This is a genomic window from uncultured Bradyrhizobium sp. (assembly GCF_947648125.1).
Lineage (GTDB): Bacteria > Pseudomonadota > Alphaproteobacteria > Rhizobiales > Xanthobacteraceae > Bradyrhizobium.
This window is the reverse complement of the sequence record NZ_CANSMR010000017.1, coordinates 104,229-129,421: the sequence shown is the minus strand read 5'-3', so window position 1 is coordinate 129,421 and position 25,193 is coordinate 104,229. Positions and strand designations below refer to the sequence as shown.

Annotated in this window: 24 protein-coding genes; 12 read left to right on the top strand and 12 right to left on the bottom strand. The window is 65.1% G+C overall.

Annotated elements, in window-relative coordinates; all coding sequences use genetic code 11:
* The first annotated feature begins 616 nt into the window (after window positions 1–616).
* Entirely contained in the window at window positions 617–1,390 is a 774-nt protein-coding gene (locus Q0030_RS26735) for a tetratricopeptide repeat protein (RefSeq protein ID WP_298373787.1), read from the top strand.
* A gap of 127 nt (window positions 1,391–1,517) precedes the next feature.
* Here the strand turns inward: Q0030_RS26735 and Q0030_RS26730 are convergent, their stop codons facing one another.
* Complete coding sequence (locus Q0030_RS26730; RefSeq protein WP_298373784.1) at window positions 1,518–2,231, bottom strand: hypothetical protein; 714 nt, start codon at window positions 2,229–2,231, stop codon at window positions 1,518–1,520.
* A gap of 322 nt (window positions 2,232–2,553) precedes the next feature.
* Between Q0030_RS26730 and Q0030_RS26725 the strand changes: the two genes are divergently transcribed.
* Complete coding sequence (locus tag Q0030_RS26725; RefSeq protein ID WP_298373781.1) at window positions 2,554–4,098, top strand: aspartate ammonia-lyase; 1,545 nt, start codon at window positions 2,554–2,556, stop codon at window positions 4,096–4,098.
* Window positions 4,099–4,113: 15 nt separating this feature from the next.
* On the opposite strand, the gene Q0030_RS26720 is transcribed toward Q0030_RS26725, so the two are convergent.
* Window positions 4,114–5,949, bottom strand: coding sequence for a di-heme-cytochrome C peroxidase (locus Q0030_RS26720; RefSeq protein ID WP_298373778.1), 1,836 nt, complete (start codon window positions 5,947–5,949; stop codon window positions 4,114–4,116).
* A gap of 276 nt (window positions 5,950–6,225) precedes the next feature.
* Here Q0030_RS26720 and Q0030_RS26715 point away from each other — a divergent pair, with 276 nt between their 5' ends.
* A complete protein-coding gene (locus tag Q0030_RS26715) occupies window positions 6,226–6,906 on the top strand; it encodes an alpha/beta family hydrolase (protein ID WP_298373775.1) in 681 nt (226 codons plus the stop codon).
* Window positions 6,907–7,059: 153 nt separating this feature from the next.
* Here Q0030_RS26715 and Q0030_RS26710 read toward each other — a convergent pair whose 3' ends face one another.
* Window positions 7,060–7,842 (bottom strand): SDR family oxidoreductase, encoded by a 783-nt coding sequence (locus Q0030_RS26710; protein ID WP_298373772.1) that lies wholly within the window; start codon window positions 7,840–7,842, stop codon window positions 7,060–7,062.
* 39 nt (window positions 7,843–7,881) lie between these two features.
* A complete protein-coding gene (locus tag Q0030_RS26705; protein WP_298373769.1) occupies window positions 7,882–8,856 on the bottom strand; it encodes a ketopantoate reductase family protein in 975 nt (324 codons plus the stop codon).
* Between the two features lie 181 nt (window positions 8,857–9,037).
* Between Q0030_RS26705 and Q0030_RS26700 the strand changes: the two genes are divergently transcribed.
* Window positions 9,038–9,838: an enoyl-CoA hydratase-related protein gene (locus Q0030_RS26700; protein ID WP_298373766.1), complete on the top strand. Its 801-nt coding sequence runs from the start codon at window positions 9,038–9,040 to the stop codon at window positions 9,836–9,838.
* 134 nt (window positions 9,839–9,972) lie between these two features.
* On the opposite strand, the gene Q0030_RS26695 is transcribed toward Q0030_RS26700, so the two are convergent.
* Both Q0030_RS26695 and Q0030_RS26690 read right to left on the bottom strand, forming a co-directional pair.
* Window positions 9,973–10,224: a hypothetical protein gene (locus Q0030_RS26695; RefSeq protein ID WP_298373765.1), complete on the bottom strand. Its 252-nt coding sequence runs from the start codon at window positions 10,222–10,224 to the stop codon at window positions 9,973–9,975.
* Between the two features lie 74 nt (window positions 10,225–10,298).
* Window positions 10,299–11,183 carry a LysR family transcriptional regulator gene (locus Q0030_RS26690; protein WP_298373762.1) on the bottom strand — a complete coding sequence of 295 codons (885 nt, stop codon included), beginning with the start codon at window positions 11,181–11,183 and terminating at the stop codon, window positions 10,299–10,301.
* A 118-nt stretch (window positions 11,184–11,301) separates the two neighbouring features.
* Here Q0030_RS26690 and Q0030_RS26685 point away from each other — a divergent pair, with 118 nt between their 5' ends.
* The 4 genes from Q0030_RS26685 to Q0030_RS26670 all read left to right on the top strand — a co-directional run bounded on the left by Q0030_RS26685 (window position 11,302) and on the right by Q0030_RS26670 (window position 15,545).
* Entirely contained in the window at window positions 11,302–12,663 is a 1,362-nt protein-coding gene (locus Q0030_RS26685; protein ID WP_298373760.1) for an FAD-dependent oxidoreductase, read from the top strand.
* Window positions 12,664–12,778: 115 nt separating this feature from the next.
* Window positions 12,779–13,783 carry an ABC transporter substrate-binding protein gene (locus Q0030_RS26680; RefSeq protein ID WP_298373757.1) on the top strand — a complete coding sequence of 335 codons (1,005 nt, stop codon included), beginning with the start codon at window positions 12,779–12,781 and terminating at the stop codon, window positions 13,781–13,783.
* A 168-nt stretch (window positions 13,784–13,951) separates the two neighbouring features.
* Complete coding sequence (locus Q0030_RS26675; RefSeq protein ID WP_298373754.1) at window positions 13,952–14,725, top strand: ABC transporter ATP-binding protein; 774 nt, start codon at window positions 13,952–13,954, stop codon at window positions 14,723–14,725.
* Window positions 14,718–15,545 carry an ABC transporter permease gene (locus Q0030_RS26670; protein ID WP_298373751.1) on the top strand — a complete coding sequence of 276 codons (828 nt, stop codon included), beginning with the start codon at window positions 14,718–14,720 and terminating at the stop codon, window positions 15,543–15,545. Before Q0030_RS26675 ends, Q0030_RS26670 begins: the two co-directional genes overlap by 8 nt.
* A gap of 163 nt (window positions 15,546–15,708) precedes the next feature.
* Here Q0030_RS26670 and gtdA read toward each other — a convergent pair whose 3' ends face one another.
* Window positions 15,709–16,749, bottom strand: coding sequence for a gentisate 1,2-dioxygenase (gtdA, locus tag Q0030_RS26665; protein WP_298373748.1), 1,041 nt, complete (start codon window positions 16,747–16,749; stop codon window positions 15,709–15,711).
* Between the two features lie 148 nt (window positions 16,750–16,897).
* On the opposite strand from gtdA, the gene maiA reads away from it, so the two are divergent.
* Genes maiA through Q0030_RS26650 form a run of 3 tightly spaced genes read left to right on the top strand, consistent with a single transcriptional unit; the run spans window position 16,898 to window position 19,216 of the window.
* On the top strand, window positions 16,898–17,530 hold the full coding sequence (gene maiA, locus Q0030_RS26660) for a maleylacetoacetate isomerase (protein ID WP_298373745.1): 633 nt from the start codon (window positions 16,898–16,900) through the stop codon (window positions 17,528–17,530).
* Entirely contained in the window at window positions 17,520–18,032 is a 513-nt protein-coding gene (locus tag Q0030_RS26655; protein WP_298373741.1) for a MarR family transcriptional regulator, read from the top strand. Before maiA ends, Q0030_RS26655 begins: the two co-directional genes overlap by 11 nt.
* Complete coding sequence (locus tag Q0030_RS26650) at window positions 18,032–19,216, top strand: 3-hydroxybenzoate 6-monooxygenase (protein WP_298373739.1); 1,185 nt, start codon at window positions 18,032–18,034, stop codon at window positions 19,214–19,216. The genes Q0030_RS26655 and Q0030_RS26650 overlap by 1 nt, the downstream gene beginning before the upstream one ends.
* A 163-nt stretch (window positions 19,217–19,379) precedes the next feature.
* Here Q0030_RS26650 and Q0030_RS26645 read toward each other — a convergent pair whose 3' ends face one another.
* From Q0030_RS26645 to Q0030_RS26625, 5 genes are all read right to left on the bottom strand, one after another.
* Window positions 19,380–20,990: a benzoate-CoA ligase family protein gene (locus Q0030_RS26645; protein WP_298373736.1), complete on the bottom strand. Its 1,611-nt coding sequence runs from the start codon at window positions 20,988–20,990 to the stop codon at window positions 19,380–19,382.
* Window positions 20,987–22,117: an FAD-dependent monooxygenase gene (locus Q0030_RS26640; RefSeq protein WP_298373733.1), complete on the bottom strand. Its 1,131-nt coding sequence runs from the start codon at window positions 22,115–22,117 to the stop codon at window positions 20,987–20,989. Before Q0030_RS26640 ends, Q0030_RS26645 begins: the two co-directional genes overlap by 4 nt.
* A gap of 309 nt (window positions 22,118–22,426) precedes the next feature.
* Complete coding sequence (locus tag Q0030_RS26635) at window positions 22,427–22,639, bottom strand: hypothetical protein (protein WP_298373730.1); 213 nt, start codon at window positions 22,637–22,639, stop codon at window positions 22,427–22,429.
* A gap of 110 nt (window positions 22,640–22,749) precedes the next feature.
* Window positions 22,750–22,971: a cysteine rich repeat-containing protein gene (locus Q0030_RS26630; protein WP_298373727.1), complete on the bottom strand. Its 222-nt coding sequence runs from the start codon at window positions 22,969–22,971 to the stop codon at window positions 22,750–22,752.
* Between the two features lie 40 nt (window positions 22,972–23,011).
* Window positions 23,012–23,722, bottom strand: a complete 711-nt coding sequence (locus tag Q0030_RS26625) for a cysteine rich repeat-containing protein (RefSeq protein ID WP_298373724.1) — start codon at window positions 23,720–23,722, stop codon at window positions 23,012–23,014.
* Between the two features lie 264 nt (window positions 23,723–23,986).
* On the opposite strand from Q0030_RS26625, the gene Q0030_RS26620 reads away from it, so the two are divergent.
* A complete protein-coding gene (locus Q0030_RS26620) occupies window positions 23,987–25,189 on the top strand; it encodes an efflux RND transporter periplasmic adaptor subunit (RefSeq protein WP_298373721.1) in 1,203 nt (400 codons plus the stop codon).
* Window positions 25,190–25,193: the final 4 nt, after the last annotated feature.

Sequence of the window (25,193 nt, the reverse complement as noted above, 5' to 3'; positions counted from 1 at the left end):
GTCCCCGGATGCGTCGCGGTCGCTCGAATCCTCAAATAGTCATCACACCGGCACACCGGAAGATATCGCTTCCCGATTTACCGAATTGGTGCAGAGCGCAGCTCGGCCTCGGCGGCCTTCAGCGCGGCGATCTGCGCGCGGAGATCGGCGGGATGGCGGTTAGTGGCGGGCAAGGGATTTCCGGTCATGTGCTCAATCCCGCGCGCAGAGAAACCCCTTCAAGTCCGTTAGTCACAGGCCGAAAAAGCCCTTTAATGACGTGAGGCGCTGTTAGCGGCGTTAGTCGCCGTAAGCCATTGCCAGGAAAGGATCGTCGCCTTCTTCCCGGGATCGCCATTTTCCGCCTGGCCCGCTCCGCAGATCGGCATCCTGTCTGTTCGGAGCTTCCTTGCGCCAATCGACGGCTGATTCCGAGATTGCGGACCATGGCAGCGGAGTTGCGGTCGGCGCAGCGCTGCAATGTCGCAAGCGTGTGCCGCCCGGATGCGACTTTCACTGGAGCTCTGTCGGCGGCAGTGATAACGGCTGACAAGATCATCTCACGACGGGCCGCATGCCGAAACCTCCGCCTCCTTCCCATCGCGGGCCCAGCCCATCCCCGGTTCTGCAACGCGCCATGGTCGCGTTGCAGATGGGGCAAGTCGTCGAAGCCGAACGGCTGGCGGCGGAGGTGTTGAAGGCAAACCGGACCGATGTCGGCGCGGCCACGATCCTGGCACGGGCGCTCATGGCCCAGCGGCGCAACGAGGAGGCGATCGCGCCGCTCGAGCGTGCTGCGCGCCGCGTCGAGGATCCCGGCGTCGAGACCCTGCTCGGCGCGGCGCTCGCCGGTGCCGGTCGCCGCAGCGAGGCGATCGATGTGCTGCGGCGGACCACCGCGCGGCGGCCGCCGTTCCTGCCCGCATTTCAGGAATTGGCCGGGCAATTGGCCGCCGCCGGCCGCTTCGACGAGGCGGTTGCCGTCATCGATAGCGCGCTTGCTCTCGCGCCCGCGAGCCTCGAATTGCAGCTATTGCTCGCGCAGATCCTGCCCCATCGCAATGAGCGCGGCCGCGCGCGCGAGATTCTCGAGAAGCTCCGCGCTGTGGCGCCGGGACATCCCGATATCCTGGCCGCGCTCGCGCGTGTGCTGCTGCTCGATGGCGAATACGCGGCTGCGGCGGATCTCTACCGTCAGGTGCTGGCGCAGCGCCCCGACGATCCCCTGACGCGCACCAGCTTCTCCGCCTGTCTTCTGGAAATGGGCGACCGTGCTGCCGGCGAAGCCAATCTGCGTCTGGCGTTGCGCGGCCGGCCGCAAATGATCGGCCGCACGACGTCCGCGCTGGCCATGGCATCGCACGGCCGCTTCTTCTTCCGTCCCAGCGCAGCTGCGAAGTTTTTGAGCTAGCGAAGCTCGGGCAAATCGTGTCGGTGTATGACTCACAAGCGGCGCAACACACTCGGTGTCGTCCCTGCTTGCGCAGGGACGACGAATGGAGGGAGGCACGCCGTAACGCCGTCTCCTGCGCTCTGATCTACGTCCGAAACTGGCGGCGATAGAGTCCGGGCTCGCGGGCCATCCTGTTCGACAGTTCCTGTGCGCGCGATGTTTCATCCGGCGTCATCGCTGCGGTCTGCGCGACCCAGTTTTCGCGCTTCACCGGGAAGCATTGCGCAACCGGCGTGCCCTTGGGCAGTACGCCGTTGAAATTGGTGTCGTGCCAGCGCGCCGGGAAATGAATCCAGCTGTCGTGAAACTGATCGCAATCGACCATCCCGGTCAGCGTGGTGAACGGCAGGTCGAACCGATTGACCGGATGCGTGAAGAACAGCGAGTAGCCCGCCGGCGCCTCGATGGTCCACAGATTGACGAACTTGATGACGAAGCGGTCCGGTTCGAACAGCGGCGAGCCGATCACCTGGCTTTCGTCGTGGAAGCCGACCGGCGAGCGCGGGAATTCGAGCACGCCCCCGGACGGAAGGTCGTTGTCCCATGTCATTTCGCCATTCTCGATCTTGAGGTCGCAGATCAGCGGCATCAGGAAACCCGATGTCATTGCGTCGACGAATGGCGGGCAGCGCTTGACGGTATCTTCCTCGCGATTGCTCATCGCATTGAAGGCCTGCGTCGGCATCGCCTTGAGCCATCCGGGAAGACCCAATGACGCGGGCACCGGCGGCGGAATCTTGCCCTCGAGCTCCGCCGGGCAGCGGAATTTGATCGCTATCGCTTCGTTGTTGTTGGACACGGCTTTGGCCCTTGGTTCGTTCAGTGTCGGCAGCGCCCTTGCGCCAGTCGATGCTGATCTAGCACGCGATGACGGGACGGAGAAAGCAGCCGCATCTCGCGCCGGACGAGCCGCGGCATAGAGCTATAAGTTGTTGTTATCGTGACGGATAAGATAACTCCTCGATTCCCGGTGCGGCGCGCATGCCGATCCCGTTTTGACGCGTCTTCTCGTTCGCCGGTGCGCAGGACGTTGCCGATAGGCATTGGCTTTCGCTGCCTGTCCGGCGCATCATGGCTGGTGTCGCTGACGATGAAATGTGCAGCAGGTAACGGAGGGACTGATGGCCGAATCGAAGGTTGAGACCGCCAACACTGCAGGCGCCGCGCCGCCCTCCGGCGATGGCGGCGGCGTCAGCGAGCTCGCGATCGCGACCGTCCGCACCGTGCCGATCGAACAGGCGCAGTCCCGCACCGAACACGATCTGCTCGGCGAGGACGATGTGCCGGCCAATGCGCTGTGGGGCATCCACACCAAGCGCGCGGTGGTGAACTTTCCGATCACCGGTGTGCCGGTCGGCCATTTCCCCGAATTCGTCCGCGCGCTGGCGCTGGTCAAGCAGGCGGCCGCCCGCGCCAACAAGCGCCTCGGCTATCTCTCGCCGGAAAAGGCCGATGCGATCGACAAGGCCTGCACCCAGATCGCGACCGACAGGGTCTATGCCGAGTCCTTTGTCGTCGATGCGATCCAGGGCGGCGCCGGGACCTCGACCAACATGAACGCCAACGAGGTGATCGCCAACGTCGCGCTACGGCTGATGGGCAAGAAGCCCGGCGATTATCACACGCTGCATCCGAACGACGACGTCAACATGGCGCAGTCGACCAACGACGCCTATCCGACCGCGTTGCGGCTCGCGGTGATCTTTGCCACCCAGCCGCTGGTGCGCGCGCTCGATGATCTTGCCTATGCCTTCAAGGGCAAGGCGGTGGAGTTCGCCGATGTCCTGAAGATGGGCCGCACCCAGCTTCAGGATGCGGTGCCGATGACACTCGGCCAGGAGTTCGACGCCTTCCATGCCACCGTGAAGGAGGACGTCGCTCGGCTGAACGAGATTTCAAGCCTGTTCCGCGAGGTCAATCTCGGCGCTACCGCGATCGGGACCGGCATCAATGCCGATCCGCGCTATGCGGCGCTTGCGGTCGAGGAGCTGTCGCGGCTGTCGGGCCAACCCATGGTGCTGGCTTCGAACCTGATCGAGGCGACCTCCGACCTCGGCGCCTTCGTGCTGTTCTCCGGCGTGCTGAAGCGCGTCGCGGTGAAGGTGTCGAAGATCTGCAACGACCTCCGCCTGCTGTCGTCGGGGCCACGTACCGGCATCGGCGAGATCAGGCTGCCTGCGGTGCAGGCCGGCTCGTCGATCATGCCCGGCAAGGTCAACCCGGTGATTCCGGAGGTGGTCAACCAGGTCGCCTTCCTCGTGATCGGGCACGATCTCACGGTGACGATGTGCGCCGAAGGCGGCCAGCTCCAGCTCAATGCCTTCGAGCCGACCATCGGCTATTGCGTGTTGAGCTCGCTGCGCATGCTGACGGCGGCGATCGATACGCTGACCAAGCGCTGCGTCGACGGCATCGAAGCCGACCGCGAGCGTTGCCGCAGCCTGGTGCAGGGCTCGATCGGCCTGATCACGGCGCTGGCGCCGGCGCTTGGCTACGAGGCCTCATCGCGCGTGGCGCGCCGCGCGCTGAAGGAGAACCGCTCGGTCGCCGACATCGTGCTGGAGGAAAAGCTGCTGACCGAGGAGCAGCTCAACCAGCTGCTCGAGCTCGAAGCCATGACCCGCCCGGCGCGCCGTCAGCCCGTGCCGAAGTTGAAGGACGCTTGATCTATACCGCGAGCGCTACAGCGTCTTGATGAACTCGATCAGGGCGCGGCGCTCGTCTTCCTTCAGCTCCGGCCCGATCACGCCGAGGCGCTTCTCGTTCGAGAATTCGTGTCCGGAATTGCTGTTGCCGCGTTTGCTGGTGTCGAGCACGAAGGCGTTCTTGATGTTGTCCTTCCAGACATAGCCGAGATCCTTGGGATCATACTCCCGGTTGCCGAGATAGAAGATTGGGGGCCGATCCTTCACCGGCGACAGCAGCGCGTAGATGGACGGCACTGAGCCGTTGTGCAGATAGGGCGGGGTCGCCCAGATGCCGTTGAGCGGCCGGACCTTGTAGGCGAGCGGCGCCTGGATCTCGTTCGGCCGGTAGCCGTTGATGCGCTTGCGATCCTCCGGCGGGGTCTTGTTCTGGTCGTACCAGTAGTCGACGGTCTTCTCGACCAGTTCGCCGAGCGCGGGCCCGAAACCGCCGTCCTTGATCTTCAGATTGGCCGGCGTCTCGACGGTGCGGCTTTTGAGGCCTTCGGCCTGCGCGCTGTCGGTACCGATATGGCTGATCGGAATCATCTCGACGTCGAGCAGTGGCTGGCCGGCGTCGTTCTTGATCCAGCGCTTCTTGTCCTTGAACAGCGCAAAGGCTTCGCTTGCAGGCAGCGCCTTGCTGTCGATCGCCGGGCCATGGCAGCCCTGGCAGTGCGTCTTGTAGAATTCGCCACCCTTCTTCGCGAGATCCATGTTGATCTGCCCCAGGATGTTCTCCGGCCATTTCGGCGACGCCAGGCCGCTAAAGCCCTTGTCCTCGCTGGGCGGCTCGCCGGCGATCATCCGCTCCATCTCGTGCAGCACGTCGATCCGCGCGCTCGATTTGAACAGGCCCTTGGACTCGTCGAGCAGATTGAGCTCGGCGCTGACGCCGAGCGCCTCGCCGGCATTGCGCACCATCGGCTGCATGATCGAGCCGTCATACTGCACCCAGCTGAACCACGGCGCGTTCCAGATCCGCGGGAAATGCACCGGCGCCGAATGCGAGGCGTAGTTGTTCGGATTGTTCAGATCGATCGAGAACACCTGGTTGCCGATCCGGTTGAGCGCGTCGAGCCGCGCATAGCCTTCCTCGACGCTGTTGGGGGCGACTTTGGTCTCCAACGCGTTGATGTTGGCGTATTGCTTCAGCACGAGATCGAGCTGGCCGCGCAGCGCCATGCGCTCCTCAACGGTGGAGTCCTTGCCGAGGATCTCCTCGGCAAAGCGCGCGAAGCGGCCCGGCCAGAACCGCGTCAGCAGCAGTGAGACGCCGACGCTCTTCTGGAATTCGAACAGGTTGGTGTTGGCCGGGCCGCCGTCGATCACGATCTCGGTGCCGCGATAGCTGAAGCTTCCGGTGTGGCAGGCGGAGCAGGTCAGCCCGACCCCGTTCATGTCGGCCTTGCTATGCGGATTGCGCCACGGCGCGCCGTTGGCATCGGCCATCGGGCCGCTCGGCGCAAAGCCGATCGGCAGCGGATCGGGGCTGCCTGGAATCACGGTGTCGGGAATAAAGCCGAAGCGGCCGAGATAATTGGTCTCGCTGAGCCGCGGTGCCGCGGTGAGCACCGGCCAGACCGTCGGCTGCTCCAGCGCCATGAACCATTCGATGGGAATGCCGAAGGTCCGCGTGCCCTGGTCGGCGTGGTAGAACCAGCGCAGCCGTTCGGCGCTGACATTCTGATCCAGCCACACCGTCTTTGCCGGCGGCTGGTAGTCGACGACCTTGACACGGAAGCCGCTCACCACCGTCTCGATATCGTCCTTGAGGTAGAGGACGCCGGCGACAATCAGCAGCCCGATGAAGAAGATCGTCTTGCGAGGCATGCCCCATCCCCCAATTCGCGGTACCCGCGCGTCATATATTGATGAGATACTAAAAATAGCCGAAACAGGTTCGCGTTAAGCGTGTGGTGCGCTTTGTGCCATCCTACAGTGGCGGCTCTCGGTCTAACAACGGAAATGTTGCAAAGGAAATGTCGCAAAAGAAATGTTGGTTGGCTGTGAGCCAGTTCACTTGCTGCGTGCTCGCCTCGGCGGCATTTGCGCGCATGGCTGCCTGCGGCTAGAAGTGACGGAGCAACAATTCTTCGAGATGTCATCTTGAACGCGCCAAGTGCACAACCGCTCACGATCACGGTCTCGGGCGACAACTCAGTGTCCGCACTGTTGCTGCGCCCGGCGCAGGCGCGCGCCGCATATGTGTTCGCGCATGGTGCCGGCGCCGGCATGACGCATCCGTCGATGGAGACGATTGCGGTCGGCCTTGCCGAGCGCGGCATCGCGACCTTGCGCTATCAATTTCCCTACATGGAGAAGGGCAGCAAGCGGCCCGATCCGCCCGCCGTCGCGCAGGCGACGGTACACGCTGCGGTCGCGGAGGCCGCGCGCCGTTGCGGCGAACTGCCGCTGTTCGCCGGCGGCAAGTCGTTCGGCGGACGCATGACCTCGCAGGCGCAGGCCAAAGCGCCGCTCGAAGGCGTGCGCGGGCTGGTGTTCCTCGGCTTTCCCCTGCATCCCGCCGGCAAGCCGTCGAGCGAGCGGGCCAAACATCTCGCCGAGGTCAAGATCCCCTTGCTGTTCCTGCAGGGCACGCGCGATGCGCTGGCCGAGCTCGATTTGCTCGAGCCCGTGGTGAAGGGGCTCGGCGCGCGGGCGACGCTCCAGCTGGTGCAGGAGGCCGATCACTCCTTTCATGTCCTGAAGCGCTCCGGCCGCAACGACCGCGAGGTGATCGCCGAGGTGCTGGACGCATTCGCGGCCTGGGTCGCGAAGCATTCGTAGCAGGTGAAGTCTTTGCCTTGTAGCCTTGTAGCCCGGATGGAGCCAACGGGTCGCGCGAACGCGCGCCCGATGACAGGCTCCGCGAAATCCGGGGCAGGTTTTTCCTCCTGTGACACCGTCCCGGATTGCGCTTCGCTGCATCCGGGCTACGCGTCAGCCTGATGCAGCGCCGCCATAGATCCGATCGCGCAGGCGGCGCATGCCGGACAGCCAGCGCTCGCGATTGGTGGCCTTGCGCTGCATGTATTCCTGCACCTGGGGATGCGAGAGAATCAGGAAGCGTTCCTCGGCCATCGCCTCGATCACCATCCTTGCCACTTCGCCGGGCTGCAGCACGCCGTCGACGCGCGCCGCGCTCGGGCCCGGCGTGGTCATCCCCGTCTGCACCGATTGCGGGCACAGCACGGAAACGCGGATGCCGCGATCGCCATACTGGATGGCGAGATGTTCGGCGAGCGCGACCGCGGCGTTCTTGGTCACGCCGTAAGGCATCGAGTTCAGCGAGGCCAATAGCCCGGCGGCGGATGCGGTGTTGAGCAGATAGCCGGAGCCGCGCGCGAGCATGCCGGGCACCAGCGCGCGTGCCGCGAACACGTGGCTCATCACATGCACGCGCCAGCTCACATCCCAGTCGGCATCGGACGCGGTCTCCTGTCCCTTGCGCGAAAGTCCCGCATTGGAGAAGAACACGTCGACCGGGCCGTATTTGTCTTCGGCCGCGGCGATCAGCGCCTTGACGTCCTCCTCGAGCCCGACATCGGCGGTGACCGCGAGCCCGTCGATATCGCCGGCGACGCTGGCGAGCCGGTCGCGCGAGGTCTTGAGGTCCGCGACCACGACGCCACGCGCGCCGGCCTCCGCATAGGCCCGCGCCACCGCCTCGCCGATCCCGCTCGCTCCGCCGGTGACGACACAGACCTTGTCCTTGACTTGCATGGTTCGATGTTCCCGCTTGATATCGTCGTGTTCGGATTGTCAGCTCTGATAGAGCCCCTTGTCACGCGCCTTCTGGATCGCGAGCGCGGCCATCAGGTCGAGCATCGGTGTTGCAAGGCCGGCCGTGCGGGCAAACGCCGCCGGGGCGCGGACCAGCACATCGATCTCCATGGCGCGGCCGAGCTCGTAGTCCTGCAGGATCGACGGCTTGTGGTCCGGCGCCGGTCCTGAGCGGGTGACGCGCTTGACGTCGGGAATGTAGTGCATCGCCACCGCATTGGCCTCGTCGAGCAGGCGCGGGATCACGTCCTGCATCGCAGGATCGTCGCGGACGGCGCGCGCGGTCAGCCCCGTCAGCAGGCAGAGCACCGACATCGACATGTTGGTCAATAGCTTCGACCAGATCGTCTCGCGGATCTTCGTGACCTCGGGCGATTCGATCGCGGCGTCGTTGAGCGCCGCACGCAGAGCGGTGATGCGCTCGCTCCGGCGATCGTCGCACTCGCCGATCAGGAGGCGGTTGCGGTCCGGCGACAGGTTCGCCGCCACGCCGGGTGCGATCACTTCGTTGGAGGAAAAGATCACGCCGCCGATGATCCGCTCTTTCGGGATCGCGCCGCGCAGGCGCCCGCCGGGATCGAGGAAGCCCAGATCAGGGATGGCGGGATGCCGCGGGGGCAGGCCGAGATCGTACCACCAGGGTATGCCATTCTGCGCGAACACGATTGATGTCTCGCGGTGAAGCAGCGGCGGCAGCCCGGTTGCGAGCGCGGCGATGCCGGTCGCTTTCAGCGTGCTGATGACGACGTCCTGCGGCCCCAGATCGGCAGGATCGGCCGACGCCTTCACCGTCGCGGTGACGCTGCTGTCGCCGACCTTCAGCGTCAACCCGTTGGAGCGGACCGCGTCGAGATGCGGCCCGCGCATCACGCAGGACACTTCGTGGCCAGCGCGTGCCAGCCGAACTGCAAAGTGGCTGCCGACAGCGCCCGCGCCGAAAATGCAAATACGCATGGGTGGAACAATTCCTTGCAGCCAGTCGCGTCAGTTTCCACAAGCGCAGGGCATTGCGCAACCCGCCATGCATGCGGCGCGGTCGCGCGCGCTCGAAAGTGATGGATCAAGCCATCTCCTCTCGCCATAGTGCAAGGTTAGTACAAGCCACAACAGCAATGCCGAACGAGGGAGAAACGTCATGTCGGCCAGCCCAGTCCTGTGGAGCCTCGATGCGCGCGGGGTCGCGACCGTCACGCTGAATCGGCCCGAGGTCAACAACGCCTATGACGGCGCGCTGATTGCGGGCGTGCTGGCCGCGATCGACGATCTCTCGACCAAGCCGGTGCGCGTCGTCGTGCTGAACGGCAACGGCAAGCATTTCCAGGCCGGCGCCGACCTGAAATGGATCAACGGCGTGCGGCCGAAATCATCGGAGGAGAACGAGGCGGCGTCGCGCGCCACCTTCGAGGCGGTGCAGCGCCTCAACACGCTGCCGGTCCCGACCGTGGCGCTGGTGCAGGGCGGCTGCTTCGGCGGTGGCACCGGCGTGATCTCGGCCTGCGATATCGTGATCGCGGCCGACAATGCGCTTTTCTCGATCACCGAGGTGCGCTGGGGCCTGACGGCTGCGATCATCATCCCGCAGCTCTGCGATGCCATCGGCGTGCGCCAGGTGCGCCGCTACGCGCTGACCGGCGAACGTTTCGGCGCCGAGGATGCTCGCCGCATCGGCCTCGTCCATGAGGTGGTGCCGCTTGCCGATCTCGCGAGCGCCGGCGCCAAGGTCGTGGAGCAGCTGCTCGGCAACGCCCCGGATGCGATGGCCGAGACCAAGAAGCTGGCGATGGAAAGCTCGTTCGGCGGCATGGCCGTCGACGATGAGGCCTACAAGCGCCTCGTCCATCTGCACTCGGCGAAGCGGCAGACCGCCGAGGCCGCGGAAGGACTTGCGTCCTTTGCCGAGAAGCGTGCGGGGCGGTGGGGCGGTGGCAATCAGTAGGGCGGGTTAGCCCACCGGGTCCGCGCGGAGCGCGGCCCGATGACAGGCTCCGGCGTAACCCGCCGCTCTCATCCCGTTGGATGATCGGCGGATTACGCTTCGCTAATCCGCCCTACAAATTCATCGGCAGCGCCTCAGCAACCGCGGCAGATGCCGCGCATGCTGCGATAGACCTCTTCGTCGTCACGGCGCATTTGCTGCAACTGATCGAACGTCTTCGATTCGCTCGACTGGGTGATCGTCGGCTCGGGCTTGCGCTTGGCCGCCAGATCCTGCTCCTGGCGATGGTAGCAGGCCTCGCGCTCCGTCTTGGCCTCGATGAAGCGGCAGGTCTCGACCGCCGCCGCGGGCGTCGCTACGATGATAAGACCAAGTGACACTGACATCAGGAGTTTCAAAGCGGGCGATCCTTATCCGTCCTTGTCTCAGGTCCGTATGCGAGGGGCAAGACCATCTCGCATCACAGCGATTGCGACAGCGACTTTTTCAATGTCTTCAGCAGCGCCTGCACCGCGGCGGCATTGACGCGGCGTTCGGGAACGGCGGCCTTCACCCACAGTTCCGGGATCGGAAACTCGGCGAGGATCGGCTGCAACGCGCCGTCGCGCAGCGCGTCCGCGACCAGATAATGCGAGAGCAGCGCGATCCCGTTGCCGGCGATCGCGCTTTGCGTCAGCACGCGGCCCTCGTTTGACGAGAGGATCGGGCGGACCTGGACATTGATGCGGCCGCGCGGTCCCTCGAATGGCCATTCCGGTCCGGTCGGCAGGAAGCTGAGGCAGCGATGATCGACCAGGTCGCGCGGATGTTTCGGCGTGCCATGCTTCTTCAGATACGCCGATGAGGCGCACAACAGCCGCGGCAGCCGGCACAGCGGCTCGTCGACGACGCCGCCGAAGGAATGCGGGAAGGCGCCGATTGCGATGTCGAAGCCTTCGGTCACCGGATCGACCGGGCGGTCGATCATCACGATCTCGAGCTTCACGCTTCTGTTCTGTTTCTGGAACACCGTGAAGGCATCGGTGAGCCGCGCCACCGTCAGCGAGGTCGGCGCCTTCACGCGCAGATGATCGGTGAGGTCGCGCTGCTTCTCGCCCATCCGGGACAGGAGATCGCCGACATCGGCAACGACGCCGCGGGCGCGATGGACATATTGCTGCCCGGCCTCGGTCAGCCGCAATTGGCGGGTCGAGCGGTGGAACAGCGCGGTGCCGATCCGCTGCTCGAGCTGGGTGACGCGCTTGGCGACGACTGACGTCGCGACGTTGAGCTTGCGCGCCGCAGCGGAAAAGCCGCCGGCGTCGGCGGTGGCGAGGAAGGCTTCAAGGTTGACCAGCGTATCCATCTGCTCTTCCCAAGCGCCTTTCTCGATTCGCGAAAGCTGATTACATAATTTGGTGGATTGTACTGCAATCCGCATCAATTCATAGTTGGCCCAATCAACTTTGTTCAGGGCGGAAATGATGCGAGCGAGCACGATCGAAGAACCTGCGCGGCAGGTCCCGGTCTATGGCGAATATGACGTGGTGGTGCTTGGCGGCGGTCCGGCCGGCATCGCGGCAGCCGTCGGCGCGGCGCGCGCCGGGCGGCGGACCTTGCTGATCGAGCGCTACGGCTTTCTCGGGGGCATGGGCACCGCGGCGGGCGTGACGAATTTCTGCGGGCTGCACGCCAACATCTTCGGCGAGATGCACCGCGTGGTGCAGGGCATCGCCTCCGATTTGCTGGCGCGGATCGACCGGCTCGGCGGCTTGAACGCGCCGCATCTGATCCTCGGCAAGATCCTTGCGCAGGCCTACGACACCGCGGCTTACAAGATCGCCGCGGACGATCTGCTCGCGCATCACAAGGTCGATATCCTGTTCCACGCGCTCGGCGCCGGCGTCGTCATGGATGGCGCACACATCCGCGCGCTGATGGTGGAGACCAAGGCCGGCCGGCAGGCCGTGCGGGCCGGCATCTTCATCGACTGCTCCGGCGACGGCGACCTCGCGGTATGGGCCGGCGCGCCCTATGAGGTCGGCGACAACAAGGGCGGCATGCTCTACCCCTCGATGATGTTCCGTCTCAACGGCATCGATCCGGCGAAAGCAGGCGATGCGTGGCGGACGATCCCGGCGCTGATGGCGGAGGCCGAGGCCGCCGGCACGCACACATTCCCGCGCAAGTCGGCGATCGTGCGGCCGCAGAAATCGCAGATCGAATGGCGGGTGAATTTCACCCAGGTGACGCGAAGCGACGGCGGCGCCATCTCGGGCATCGACCCTGACGACATGACCCGCGGCGAGATCGAGGGCCGCCGCCAGGCGGTCGAGGCGTTCAAGTTCCTGCGCACGGTGCCCGGCTTCGAGAATTCCTACATCGTCGATCTGCCGCCACAACTCGGCATCCGCGAGACGCGGCGTGTGATCGGCGGCTACATGCTCTCAGGCGAGGACGTACTGGGCTGCGCCTCGTTCGAGGACTCGATCGGCGTCAATGGATGGCCGAAGGAATCCCACGTGCCGGGCGACGTGATCTTCGAGTTTCCGCCGATCCCGGAAAGCCGCGGCTTCAACGAATTGCCGTACCGCATGCTGGTGCCTGACGGCGTCGACAATCTGCTGGTCGCCGGCCGCTGCGCTTCGATGACCCATGAGGGGCAATCGGCAGCGCGTGTCTCCGGTGCCTGTTTCGTGATGGGCGAGGCGGCGGGAACCGCGGCGGCGCTGGCGCTGTCGGGCAATACGATTCCGCGCGACATTTCCGTCGAAAAGTTGCAACAACAGCTTGGCAAGCAGGGCGCGTTCATCGGCCGCGATCAGGCCGTTCCCGAGGGAATCTAGAGCGTTTTCAAGCGAAGTGGACATCGGTTCGCGTGAAGAAGATGCGTCAGAACAGGAATCTGGAGCCCCATTCCGATCTAGTCGGAACGGAATGGGCTCTTGGCGGAGGACAACAATGAAGGGTTGGGCGCGGCTCGCACTCGCGGGTCTCCTGGTGTGGGCCGCGAGCGGTATCGCGCGGGCCGATGATCTGCTGAAGGCGAAGATCGGTGTCTTGCGGCTGTCGTCCTCGGCGCCGGTGTTCATCGCGCAGGACAAGGGCTATTTCCGCGACGCCGGTCTCGATGTCGAGCTGAAGTTCTTCGACGCGGCGCAGCCGATCGCGGTCGCGACCGCGTCAGGCGATGTCGATTTCGGCGTCACTGCCGTCACCGCAGGCCTCTACAATCTCGCCGGCAAGGGCACGCTGAAGGTGATCGGCGGCATGAGCCGCGAGAAGGCCGGTTATCCCCTGATCGGCTATTTCGCCAGCAACAACGCCTATGCCGCCGGCCTCAAGACCCCGAAGGATCTCGCCGGCAAGCGCGTCGCGGTAACCCAGGTCGGCTCCAGCTTCCACTATTCGCTCGGCCTGCTCGCCGACAAATACGGCTTCAAGCTGTCCGACGTTAAGATCGTGCCGCTGCAATCGCTGTCGAACGCGGCCGCGGCGCTGAAGGGTGAAACCGTCGACGCCGCGCTGCTGCCGGTTTCGACCGCGCGAACACTGATGGATGCCAACGGCGCGAAACTTTTGGGCTGGGTCGGCGACGAGACGCCGTGGCAGCTCGGGGCCATCTTCGCTTCGCCGAAGACGCTGGCCAATGCACAGCTGGTGACAAGGCTGCTCACCGCGCTCACCCGCGCGGACCACGAATATCACGACGTGATCCTGACCGCGATCAAGGACGGCGTGGCGCCGATCAACGAGAAAACAAAACCGCTGCTCGAGATCATCGCCAAATACACCAACCTGCCGGTCGAGCAGGTGGTCGGCAACTGCGCCTATATCGATCCCGACGGCAAGCTCGACGTGAACAATGTCGACAACCAGATCAAATGGCTGCAAGGGCAGGGTTTTGTCGACAAGGGCTTTGACGCCGGCACGATCATCGCCAAGGATTATGTGAAGGCGGATTGACCATGCAGCGCCACGCACGCCAACTCATCCCCGTCATCCTGAGGAGCGCGCCCTTGCGCGCGTCTCGAAGGATGCACGGGCGCGCTGATGCATCCGGGCCGTCGACCCTTCGAGACGCCGCTGCGCGGCTCCTCAGGGTGACGGATTTGGTAGCGAGTTCGTAACGCCATGGACCTGATCGCCGACCATATCAGCCATCGCTTCGGCGCGCTCGACGTGCTCGACGATGTCTCCTTCACGGTTCGCGCCGGCGAGATCGTTGCGATCGTCGGTCCGTCCGGCTGCGGCAAGAGCACGCTGCTGTCGATCCTCGGCGGCCTGCTGCGGCCAGCCGCGGGCGGCGCCGAGCTGCGCGGCGCGCCGCCGGCCGGCAGCCTCAATCCGTTGACCTTCGTGTTCCAGGACTTTGCCCTGCTGCCGTGGAATACGGTCGAGGAGAACGTGGCGTTTCCATTGCTGCACGCCGCCTTGGGCGCCGGCGAGCGCCGCGCCGTGATCGACGACGCGCTGCGCCGCACCGGCTTGACGGATTTTCGCGCCGCCTACCCGAAGCAATTGTCCGGCGGCATGCGCCAGCGTGTCGGCATCGCGCGTGCGCTCGCGGTTCGTCCTGCGATCCTGTTGATGGATGAGCCGCTGTCGGCACTGGATTCGCAGACCCGCGAGCTTCTGATGGAGGATTTTGTCGGCCTGCTCGCCGACGGTGCGATGGGCGCGGTCTACGTCACGCATAACCTCGAGGAAGCCGTGCGGCTCGCCGACCGCGTCGTGGTGCTGTCGCGCCGCCCCGGCCGCATCAGGGAGATCGTGACCATCCCGATGACGCGCGCCGAGCGCGGCACGGCGGATGCCCGCGGCCGGATGGCCGCCATGCAGGGCGAGTTGTGGTCGCTGATCCGGAAGGAAGCGATCGATGCCGAGCGCGAGGTCCAGCATGCTTGATCGCGCACCGCAACAGACGAAAGACCAATCGGCGGAAGCGACGCGGCCGGTCGGATTTCGTGGCGCCGGCTTCACGCCGGGCGGCAGCCGTTATGCCGGCTGGATCGCGCTCGCGCTCGTCATCGCGGTCTGGCAGCTTGCCGGCAGCGCAGGATGGGTCAATCCGCTGTTCCTGCCGGCGCCGTCGGCGATCGCGGTTGCGATCTATAAGCTCGCGATGTCGGGGGCGCTGTGGCAGCATTTGTCGTGGTCGATCATGCGGATCGGCACCGGCTGGATCATCGGCACGGCAGCGGGCGTCATCGTCGGCTTCGCGATCGGGCTGTCGACCATGGCGCGCGGGGTCGGCATCACCTTCATCTCGGCGCTGTTCCCGATTCCGAAGATCGCGCTGCTGCCGCTGCTCATCCTGTGGCTCGGGATCGGCGAGGAGCCGAAGATCGCGACCATTGCGCTCGGGGTGTTCTTCTCGACCGCGATCTCGGTCTATAGCGGCGTCGATGCCGTGCCGCGCAATCTGATCCGGATGGCGCAGAGCTTCAACGTGCCGTTCCCCGCCATCGTACGCCGCGTGATCTGGCCGGGCGCGCTGCCCTCGATCCTCGCCGGCTTCCGCATCACCTCGTCGGTTGCGCTGTTGCTCGTCGTCAGCGCCGAGATGATCGGCGCCCAATACGGCATCGGCGCCTTCGTGCTGCAGGCCGGCAATCTGATGCAGACCGATCAGCTGCTCGCCGGCGTCGTGATCCTGTCGCTGTTCGGGCTTGCGGTCGGGAGACTGATCAACTGGATGGAAGTGCGCTTGCTGCATTGGCGGTGAAAGCCACGCCAGTCGGCACAAACTCAATGTCGTCCCTGCGAAAGCAGGGACCCATAACCACAGGATGTCGTCGTTAGAAAAGGCTGCGGCTCCAGCGCCTCGAACAACAAGACCCTGTGGTTATGGGTCCCGGGTCGCGCTTCGCTTGCCCGGGACGACGGTGTTATGCGTTGCCGCGATCCTCGCGGAACAAATCGAGCTTCTGCTGCACCGGGCGGTCGGAGAACGAGAACAGCACGGAGTCGGCCTCGGCCTCGTGGGTAACCCAGTGCCAGCTCGGCACCACGAACAAATCGCGCGGTCCCCATTCGAAGGTCTGGTCGCCAACGCGGGTGCGGCCCTTGCCCTCGATCGCGGCGAACACGGTGGCGTCGGTTGACCGATAGCGCGCGGTGTTGAAGCCCTTCGGCAGCAGCTGGATGAAGGTGCCGATGGTCGGCATCGCGAAATCGCCAGTCTCCGGGTTGGAGAATTTCAGCTTGAGGCCGTGGCAGGCATCCCACTCGTCGCTGACCTTGGCCTTCTCCAGCGCCTCGCGGGTGTATTCATAGGGATAGTTGAAGATCGGCGAGGTCTTCGACGTCCGCTTCTGGTCGATCGGCAGCAGGTTGTGGCCGTAACGCGCGAAGCTGGCGCCGGCCGGCTTGGAGATCGATTGCTGATCTTCCTTGGCGCCCTCGGCAAACGAGCAGTCGAAGAACTGCACCATCGGGATGTCGAGCCCGTCGAGCCAGAACATCGGTTCATTGGTTTCATTGGAATGGTCGTGCCAGGTCATCGACGGCGTGATGACGAAGTCGCCCGGCGACATCGCGGTGCGCTCGCCGTCAACGGCGGTGAAGGCGCCCTTGCCCTCGAGCACGAAGCGCAGCGCCGACTGGGCGTGACGATGCGCGGGGGCGATGTCGCCCGGCACCACCATCTGCACGCCGGCGAACAGCGAGGTCGTGATCTTGGACTGGCCGCGCAGCCCGGGATTCTCCAGCACCAGCACGCGGCGCTCGGCTTCCTTGGCCGTGATCAATTTGCCGGCCTCGTTCATGTAATCGCGGATCTGATCGAACTTCCACAGATGCGGACGGCAGGCGCTTTTCGGCTCCGGCGTGATCAGATCGTTCATCACGTTCCACAGCGCGGAGAGGTTTTGGCCGTCGATCTTCTTGTAGAACGCTTCACGCTCGGGGGTCTTCTGCACGGCTTCCATGGCAAGCCTCCCATCATCATTCTTGTCGGTTCAATTAATTGACAGTATACTCACAATATGGCTAGCGTCAATCAACCAAGCCATAGTGTTTCGAGCGAAGCGGATACCGGTTCGCGTGAAGAACCAGAAAAATGCAAGGGAGGTTCCGATGAAGCTGCATGGCTATTTCCGGAGCAGCGCGTCCTACCGGGTCCGGATCGCCCTCAATTTGAAGGGGCTCACCTCCGAGCATCTGCCGCATCATTTGCGCAAGGGCGAGCAATGCGCGCCGGCCTATCTCGCGATCAATCCGCAGGGGCTGGTGCCGACCCTGGAGAGCGATGCCGGCGCGATCCTTACCCAGTCGCTCGCAATCATCGAATGGCTCGACGAGACCAATCCCAATCCGCCGCTGCTGCCGAAGGATCCGCTGCGGCGCGCCAAGGTGCGCGCGTTCGCGCAGGCGATCGCCTGCGACACCCATCCGGTGCAGAATTTGAAAGTGCTGGCGCGGCTGCGCAAGCTCGGGCTGCCCGAGGAGCAGGTGACGGAATGGGCGGCCTGGGCCAATCGCGAAGGCCTTGCGGCTTGCGAAACCCTGATCGCTGAGGAGGCCGGGCCATTCTGCTTTGGCGACCAGCCGACGCTGGCCGATCTCTGCCTGGTGCCGCAGCTCGCCAATGCGCGGCGCTTCGGCGTTGACGTGTCGGCCTATCCGCGCCTGCTCAGGGCCGAAGCGGCGGCAAAACAAGTCAAGGCGTTCGCCGACGCCGCCCCGGACAAGCAGCCCGATGCCGAATAGCAAGCCAACACCCGTCACCATGGACGCGGTCTACACCGCGCCCGGCTATCTGTTCCGGCGGATGCAGCAGATCGCGGTCGCGCTGTTCATCGAGGAGTGCAAGGCGTTCGACCTGACGCCGGTGCAGTACGCCGCGTTGGTCACGATCTCGACCCACCCCGGCATCGACGCCACCCGGCTCTCGGCGGTGATCGCGTTCGACCGTTCGACGCTCGGCAATGTGATCGAGCGGCTGCAGGCCAAGGAATTCGTCGTGCGCAAGCCGGCGCCCGAGGACAAGCGCGTCAAGCTGCTCTACCTCACCAAGGCCGGTGCTTCCGTGCTCAACGACATCATGCCCTCGGTCGACAAGGCGCAGGCGCGGATGCTGCAGCCGCTGAAGCCGGCCGATCGCAAGACGCTGCTCGCGCTTTTGACCCAACTCGTCGACCTCAACAACGAGGCGTCGCGCGTGCCGCTGCGCGCCGAGGATGCGCTCGAACATCTCGGGAGATCGGGCTGATGGCGGAGACGAGACCTGTCCTGATCGCAGGCGGCGGCATCGGCGGCCTCGCCGTCGCGCTCGGGCTCGCGCAGAAGGGCATCCGCTCGATCCTGCTGGAGAAGGCTTCAGCATTCGGCGAAATCGGCGCCGGCATCCAGCTCGGGCCGAACGCGTTCCACGCCTTCGACTATCTCGGCGTCGGCGAAGCCGCGCGCAACATGGCGGTCTATATCGACCAGCTCCGGCTGATGGATGCGTTGACCGCCGATGAAATCACCCACATCGACCTCGGCGACACGTTTCGCGCGCGGTTCGGCAATCCCTATGCCGTGGTGCATCGCGGCGACCTGCATGGCGTGTTCCTGCGTGCCTGCCAGAGCCATGAGCTGATCGAGCTGCGCGTGTCCAGCGAGGTGACAGGTTACGAGCAGGATGGCTCGTCGGTGACCGCAAAGCTTGCCAATGGCGAGCGCATCGCCGGGCGTCTGCTGATCGGCGCCGACGGTTTGTGGTCGAACATCCGCAAGCAGGTCACGGCGGATGGCCCGCCGCGTGTCTCCGGCCACACCACCTATCGTTCGGTGATCCCGACCGAGCAGATGCCGGAAGATCTGCGCTGGAATGCGGCCACGCTGTGGGCCGGCCCAAAATGCCACATCGTGCATTACCCGCTGTCGGGCTGGAAGGTGTTCAACCTCGTCGTCACCTATCACAACGACGCGCCGGAGCCGGTCGCGGGCAAGCCGGTCTCCGAAGCGGAGGTGATGAAGGGCTTCACCCACGTCCACGAGCGGGCGCAGAACATCATCCGACACGGGACCAACTGGAAGCTTTGGGTGCTGTGCGACCGCGACCCCACCGAGCGCTGGATCGACGGCCGCGTGGTGCTGCTCGGCGACGCCGCGCATCCGATGCTGCAATATTTCGCGCAGGGCGCCTGCCAGGCGATGGAAGACGCGGTCTGCCTGTCGCACATGCTGGCCAGTCACGACGACCAAGCGGCGGCGCTCGATGCGTATCGCGCTCAACGCTTTCCGCGCACCGCGCGCGTGCAGCTGATGTCACGCGCGATCGGCGAGCACGTCTACCATCCCGCCGGCGAACACGCCCGCATCCGCAACGCAATCATGAGCGGGAAGTCGCAGGCCGAGTGGTGCGACGACATCGCGTGGCTGTATGGCGGGACGGGGCTGGGCGGTTAGCTGCGGCAAACTCAGTTGTCGTCCCGGACAAGCGAAGCGCGATCCGGGACCCATAACCACCGATGGCTGTTGTTATGGCAAGCTCGGGCCCCTGCCTTTGTGCCACGAATATTTGTGGTTATGGGTCCCTGCTTTCGCAGGGACGACAGCGAGTGTGTAGCTGTCACATCCGCATCACCGCTTGCCGGTCGATCTTCCCCGTTCCTGTCTTCGGCAACTCGTCGATGAACTTCACCTCGCGCGGATATTTGTACGGCAGCAACTTCGTCTTGACGTAATCCTGCAGCCGACGCGTCGCTTCATCGGTATCGAAGCCGCCCTTGTTCATCACCACAACCGCCCGCAGCGTCATGCGGCGGTCCGGCAATTCGGCGGCGTAGACGGCGCATTCGCGGACATCGGGGTGATCGGCGAGACACAGCTCGACCTCCAGCGGATAGACCCATTGGCCGGAGATTTTGACCAGATCGTCGGCGCGGCCGCGGAAGAAGTGGAAGCCGTCGCTGTCGCGCACAAAACGGTCGCCGGTGTAGATCCAGCCGTCCTCGCGCACCGTCTCGGCGGTCTTGTCCGGCCGGTTCCAGTACAGCGGCGTCGCGGAATCGCCGCGCACCCACAGGATGCCTTCCTCATTATCGCCGACCTCGCGGCCGTCGCTGTCGCGCAGCATGATCTCGTAGCCGGGCACGCGCAGGCCCGCGGCGCCGAGCCTCTTCCGCTCCGCGCGGTTGCTGAGATAGACGTGCAGCACCTCGGTCGAGCCGAGCCCTTCGATGATCTCGAGCCCGGTGAGCCGCTTCCAGCCGTTGAACACATCGGCCGATAGCACCTCGGCGGCCGAGACCGCCATCCGCAGCGAGGAGAAATCGGCTTGCTCTGCGCCTTCGGCCTTGGTCAGGGTGATGTAGAGCGTCGGCAGGCCGAAGAACACGGTCGGCCGGTACTGCCCGATCGCAGCGAAGATCGCGGCCGGCTTCGGCTGGCCCGGCAGCAGCAGCGTCGCGGCGCCGACCGAAAAGGGAAACGTGATCGAATTGCCGAAGCCGTAGGCGAAGAAGATCTTCGGCACCGAGAAGCAGATGTCGCCGGGCTTGAGCTTCAGCACGTTGCGAGCAAAGGCGAGCTCGCTATAGGTCATGTCGTGCTGCAGATGCACGATGCCCTTGGGGCGGCCGGTCGAGCCGGACGAATACATCCAGAACGCCATCTCGTTGCGATGGGTGTCGGCCGCGTCGAGCTCGGTCGGAAACGCATGCAGCCAGTCGCCGGAGTTGCGCGTCTCCGCGACGGCATGCCCGGTGGCCGTGCCATTGACCACGACCAACGTGCGCAGCGGCGTGTCCTTGCAGGCCTCGGCGTTGAAACGGGCGCAGAACTCCGCATCGGTGACGGCAACCTGCGCGCCGGCATCGGACAGATAGAATTGCAGCAGCTCCGGCGTCGTCAGCGTGTTGATCAGCAGCGGCACGAAGCCGGCGCGCACCGCGCCGAAGAACGCCGCCGGATAGGCCGGCGTGTCGTCGAGGAACAGCAGCACGCGGTCGCCGCGCTGCAGTCCAAGCGACTGGAAGGCGTGGCCCCAGCGTGCCGCATCAGTGCAGAGCTCGCGATAAGTCCGCGTGCCGGCCGGGCCGGTCAGCGCCAGGCGTTCGGCATTCCCGTTGCCGAGATTGTCGAACAGGATCCGGCTCGCATTGTAGCGCTCGGGGATCGCAAAGCCGATCTCGCGCGCACCGGGATTGTCCAGCGGAACCAGGTCGGCGATCCCAGTCATGAGCGTCCCTTTGCGGCCTCAAAACGGGCCATGAAGGCGGGTGACATCGCGCGCAGCCGCGCGTCGTCGATCCGGCCGGAGCGGGTGATGTAGCTGTAGGCGAAATCCATCAGGTCGCGCTTCATGTGCGTTGGGAAATGCTCGTACCAGTCGGCGCTGGTCCGCGCCGCGGTGACGAGCTTCTTCACGATCGGCTTGCGCTCGCTCTCGTAGCGGGCAAGCGCGGCGGCGATGCCGTCTTCGGACTCCAGCGCCTTGGTCAGCGCGATCGCGTCCTCGATTGCAAGCCGGGTGCCCGAGCCGATCGAGAAATGCGCCGAATGCAGCGCGTCACCGATCAGCACCATGTTGCCGTGCGACCAGCGCTCGTTCCAGATCCATGGGAAATTGCGCCACACCGATTTGTTCGAGATCAGCTTGTGACCGTCCAGGGTCGCTGCGAACACCTGTTCGCAGATCGCCTGCGATTCCTCGATCGTCTTGTCGGCGAAGCCGTAAGCTTCCCAGGTTGCCGCGTCGCATTCGACCAGGAAGGTGCTCATGTCCTTCGCATAGCGATAATGATGGGCGTTGAAGCTGCCGCGGTCGGTCGCCACGAAGGTCTGCGACAGCGTCGCGAAGGTCTTGGTGGTGCCGTACCAGGCGAACTTGTTGGTCGAATGCGAGACCGTCGCGCCGAACGCGGTCTCGAAGCCGCGGCGGACCATCGAGTTCAGCCCGTCGGCGGCGACGATCAGGTCGTAACCCCTGAGCTCGTCGACCGATTGCACCACGGTGTCGAAGCGCGGCGTGACGCCTGTGCTGCGCACGCGCTGCTGCAGGATCGTCAGCAGCGCCAGCCGGCCGATCGAGGAGAATCCGACGCCGTCGATCTCAACGCTCTCGCCGCGCAGATTGAGGGTGATGTTCTTCCAGCTCTCCATCCGCGGCGCGATGGCGTCGACCGTCTCGGGGTCGTCGGCGCGCAGGAACTCCAGCGCCTGCTCGGAGAACACCACGCCGAAGCCCCAGGTGGCGCCGGCCGCGTTCTGCTCGAACAGATCGATCTCGGCGTCAGGATGACGCTTCTTCCAGAGATAGGCGAAATAGAGCCCACCGGGCCCTCCGCCGATCACGGCGATCCGCAACGTCTGCCTCCCAGATTGACAGTGTACTTACAATTTGGGTCCAGACTAATCGCCCTCCGGCGGGAACGCCAGAGGGAAAATGCGTCCGAGTGCTGGCTCTAGTAACCTAGCGAGCCGGATCGAAGCGGTGTTGCGAGAGGGCAAGCTGCACCTCTCCCGCTTGCGGGGGAGGTCGACGCGCGTAGCGCGGCGGGTGGGGGCTCTCTCCACACAATGAACAGAGTCGTTCGTTGCGATACCCCCACCCCAACCCTCCCCCGCAAGCGGGAGAGGGGGCGCAGCCTGCTCGCGGTCACGTCCGATCTAACCTCAGTAGCAGCGGCGGACCTTGACCCCGCCGACCCACACCCAGCGGCAGCCGGCGACGGGCGGCCTTCGGACGACGGCCGCGCCGCGATAGCCGGCGCATCCGGCGCGATAGACGCCGCGCGCGCAAACCACGGCGTTGGCGTCGGGGGCCTCAAAGGTCATGGTCGCGACAAAGGACAACAGGGCTGCGGCGATCAGCAACAATGAGCGCATGATAGTCCCTCTCCCGGAGTGAGGTATGGTTGGCCTGTGGGTGACAACAAGGTGCTACGCCTCCGTGCCCGGCAAACTGCCGGGCACTTGTCGTCTCATTGCCTGCGCGGCTACTTCTTTTCCGCTGCCGCCAGCACTTTCTTGCAGGCGGGCGTCAGCTTGTCGCTCTCCTTGGCAAGACAGGCGATGATGCGCCCGCCGCCCGGCGTCACGCTTTTGCAAAACTTCTGATAGTCGCCCATGCAGGCGTCGCGTTGCGCTGTTGTCAGCTCCTGGGCGTAGACGGCGGTTGAGCCGCAAAGCAGAACGGCGGTCAGGACAATACGCAGCATTGATCGCTCCCTTTTCCGATCAGTCGGCTGAACAACAGGATCACCGCGCCGCGAACGGCGCCAGCACGTCGCGGCACGCCGGCGAGAGCGAGCCGGCATTGGTTGCCAGGCATCGCACGATCCGCCCGCCGCCCGGTTGGACGCCGCCGCAGATCGAGCGGACGTCGGCGCCGCAAGCCGAACGCAGCACGAACAGCTCTTCGCGCGGCCGCAGCGGCCGCAGCGCGATCACCGACGGAGCCGCGGCCGGTGCTGTCGCGGTCGCGGCACCCGCGGCCGGTGCGGCGCCACCGCCGCCAGCGGCGGCCACGGCCTTCTCGCAGGCCGGCGAAAGCTTCTCCCTGTTCTTTTCGAGGCACTGCAGCGCCGGCGCACCGCCGGTCGGCACGCCCGCGCAGACCTTGGGATAATCGGAGCGGCACGCGCTGCGGATCGCGGAGATCTGCGCGCTGCTTGGCTTTGCTGCCGCGGCCTTCGGTGCCGCCGTCTCCGCGGGCTTGGCCGCCGTCGCCGCCGGAGCCGCGTCGGTCTTGCCTGCTGCCGGCGCAGCGGCCGGTGCTTCCACGGCCTTCACGGCGCTGGCGCAGCCGGGGGCAAGGCTTGCCATGTTCTTCTGCAGGCATTGCAGCGATGCTTCGCCGCCGGGCGGCACGCTGGAGCAGTGTGCGATGTAGTCGTTGCGGCATTGCGACTTGATGGCGTCGCGCTGCGCCTGGGTCGGCGCCTGCGACAAGGCCGGTGCGGTGCTCATCAATGCCGCAAGCGCGAGCCATGCGGAGAGCCTCGTTGCACGTGTCAACGCGTTGATCATTTGAATAAATCCTCTCGTCGCGCCGGAAGCGTCCGGCTCAACTGAACTGAGTCAGAAATAGTTTTGCTCTAACAACCTTCGCGAGCGGCATCATTTTCGCTTTCGAGTTCCGCTGCAAGCGGATTGTTGCTATGGAAGAGGTCGGCTGAGTTTTTTGCTCGCTTCGATATCTTTGCATTAAGTCATTTGATTTGAGGCTCGGAAATGAGGCACGCGCGCGCGTCGGCACATTTCAGTCAGAGCGATTTTGTGCGGCTGCGAAATGCACCGCTTGTGCGCATCGCGTTCGTTGTAGCGGCCTTTGTCAGTTTAAGTGCCTGCGAGCAAAACAGTTTTGTCGCGCCGCCGCCGCCCAAGGTCGAAGTCGCGCCGCCGGTGCAGCGCGCCATCACGCGCTACCTGGACGCAACCGGAAACACTGCGCCGATCAAGACCGTCGATCTGGTCGCGCGCGTGCAGGGCTTTCTGCAGTCGATCAACTATCAGGACGGCTCGCCGGTGAAGGAGGGGACCACCCTGTTCACGATCGAGCCCGAGACCTACAAGCTGAAGCTGGAGCAGGCGCAGGCCGCGGAGGTCGGTTCGCAGGCGACGCTGAAGCAGGCCGAGTCCGACTTCAAGCGGCAGACGGATCTGGTGCAGCGCCAGGCGGTCTCGCAGTCGACGCTGGATAGCTCGACCTCGGCGCGGGACAACGCCCAGGCCAGCCTGCAGCAGGCCCAGGTCAACACCAAGATCGCCGCGGTGAATTACGGCTACACCAACGTGGCCGCACCGTTCGACGGCATCGTCAGCAACCATCTGGTCTCGGTCGGCGAGCTGGTCGGCGTGGCTTCGCCCACCCAGCTTGCCACCATCGTGCAGCTCGACCCGATCTATGTGAATTTCAACGTCAATGAGCAGGACGTGCAGCGGGTGCGGGACGAGGCGCGCCGCCGGGGCTTGACGTTCAACGATCTCAGGCAGTTGCCGATCGAGGTCGGGTTGCAGACCGAGACCGGCTATCCGCACAAGGGCAAGCTCGACTATCTTTCGCCGACCGTCAGTCAGTCGACCGGAACGCTTGCCGTCCGCGGCCTGGTGCCGAATCCGGATCGCGTGCTGCTGCCCGGCTTCTATGTCCGCGTTCGCGTGCCGATCGACAAGCAGGACAATGCGCTGCTGGTGCCGGACGTTGCGATCGGCAGCGACCAGGCCGGCCGCTACGTGCTGGTCGTCAATGCCGAGAACGTGGTCGAGCAACGCAAGGTGACGACCGGTCCGCTCGACGAGGGGCTGCGCGTCATCGAGAGCGGGCTGAAGGCCGACGACCGCGTCGTGACCGCCGGATTGTTGCGCGCGATCCCGGGGCAGAAGGTCGACCCGCAGATGCAGAAGGGCGACGCGACGCCGGCACCGGCCAAGTGAGGGG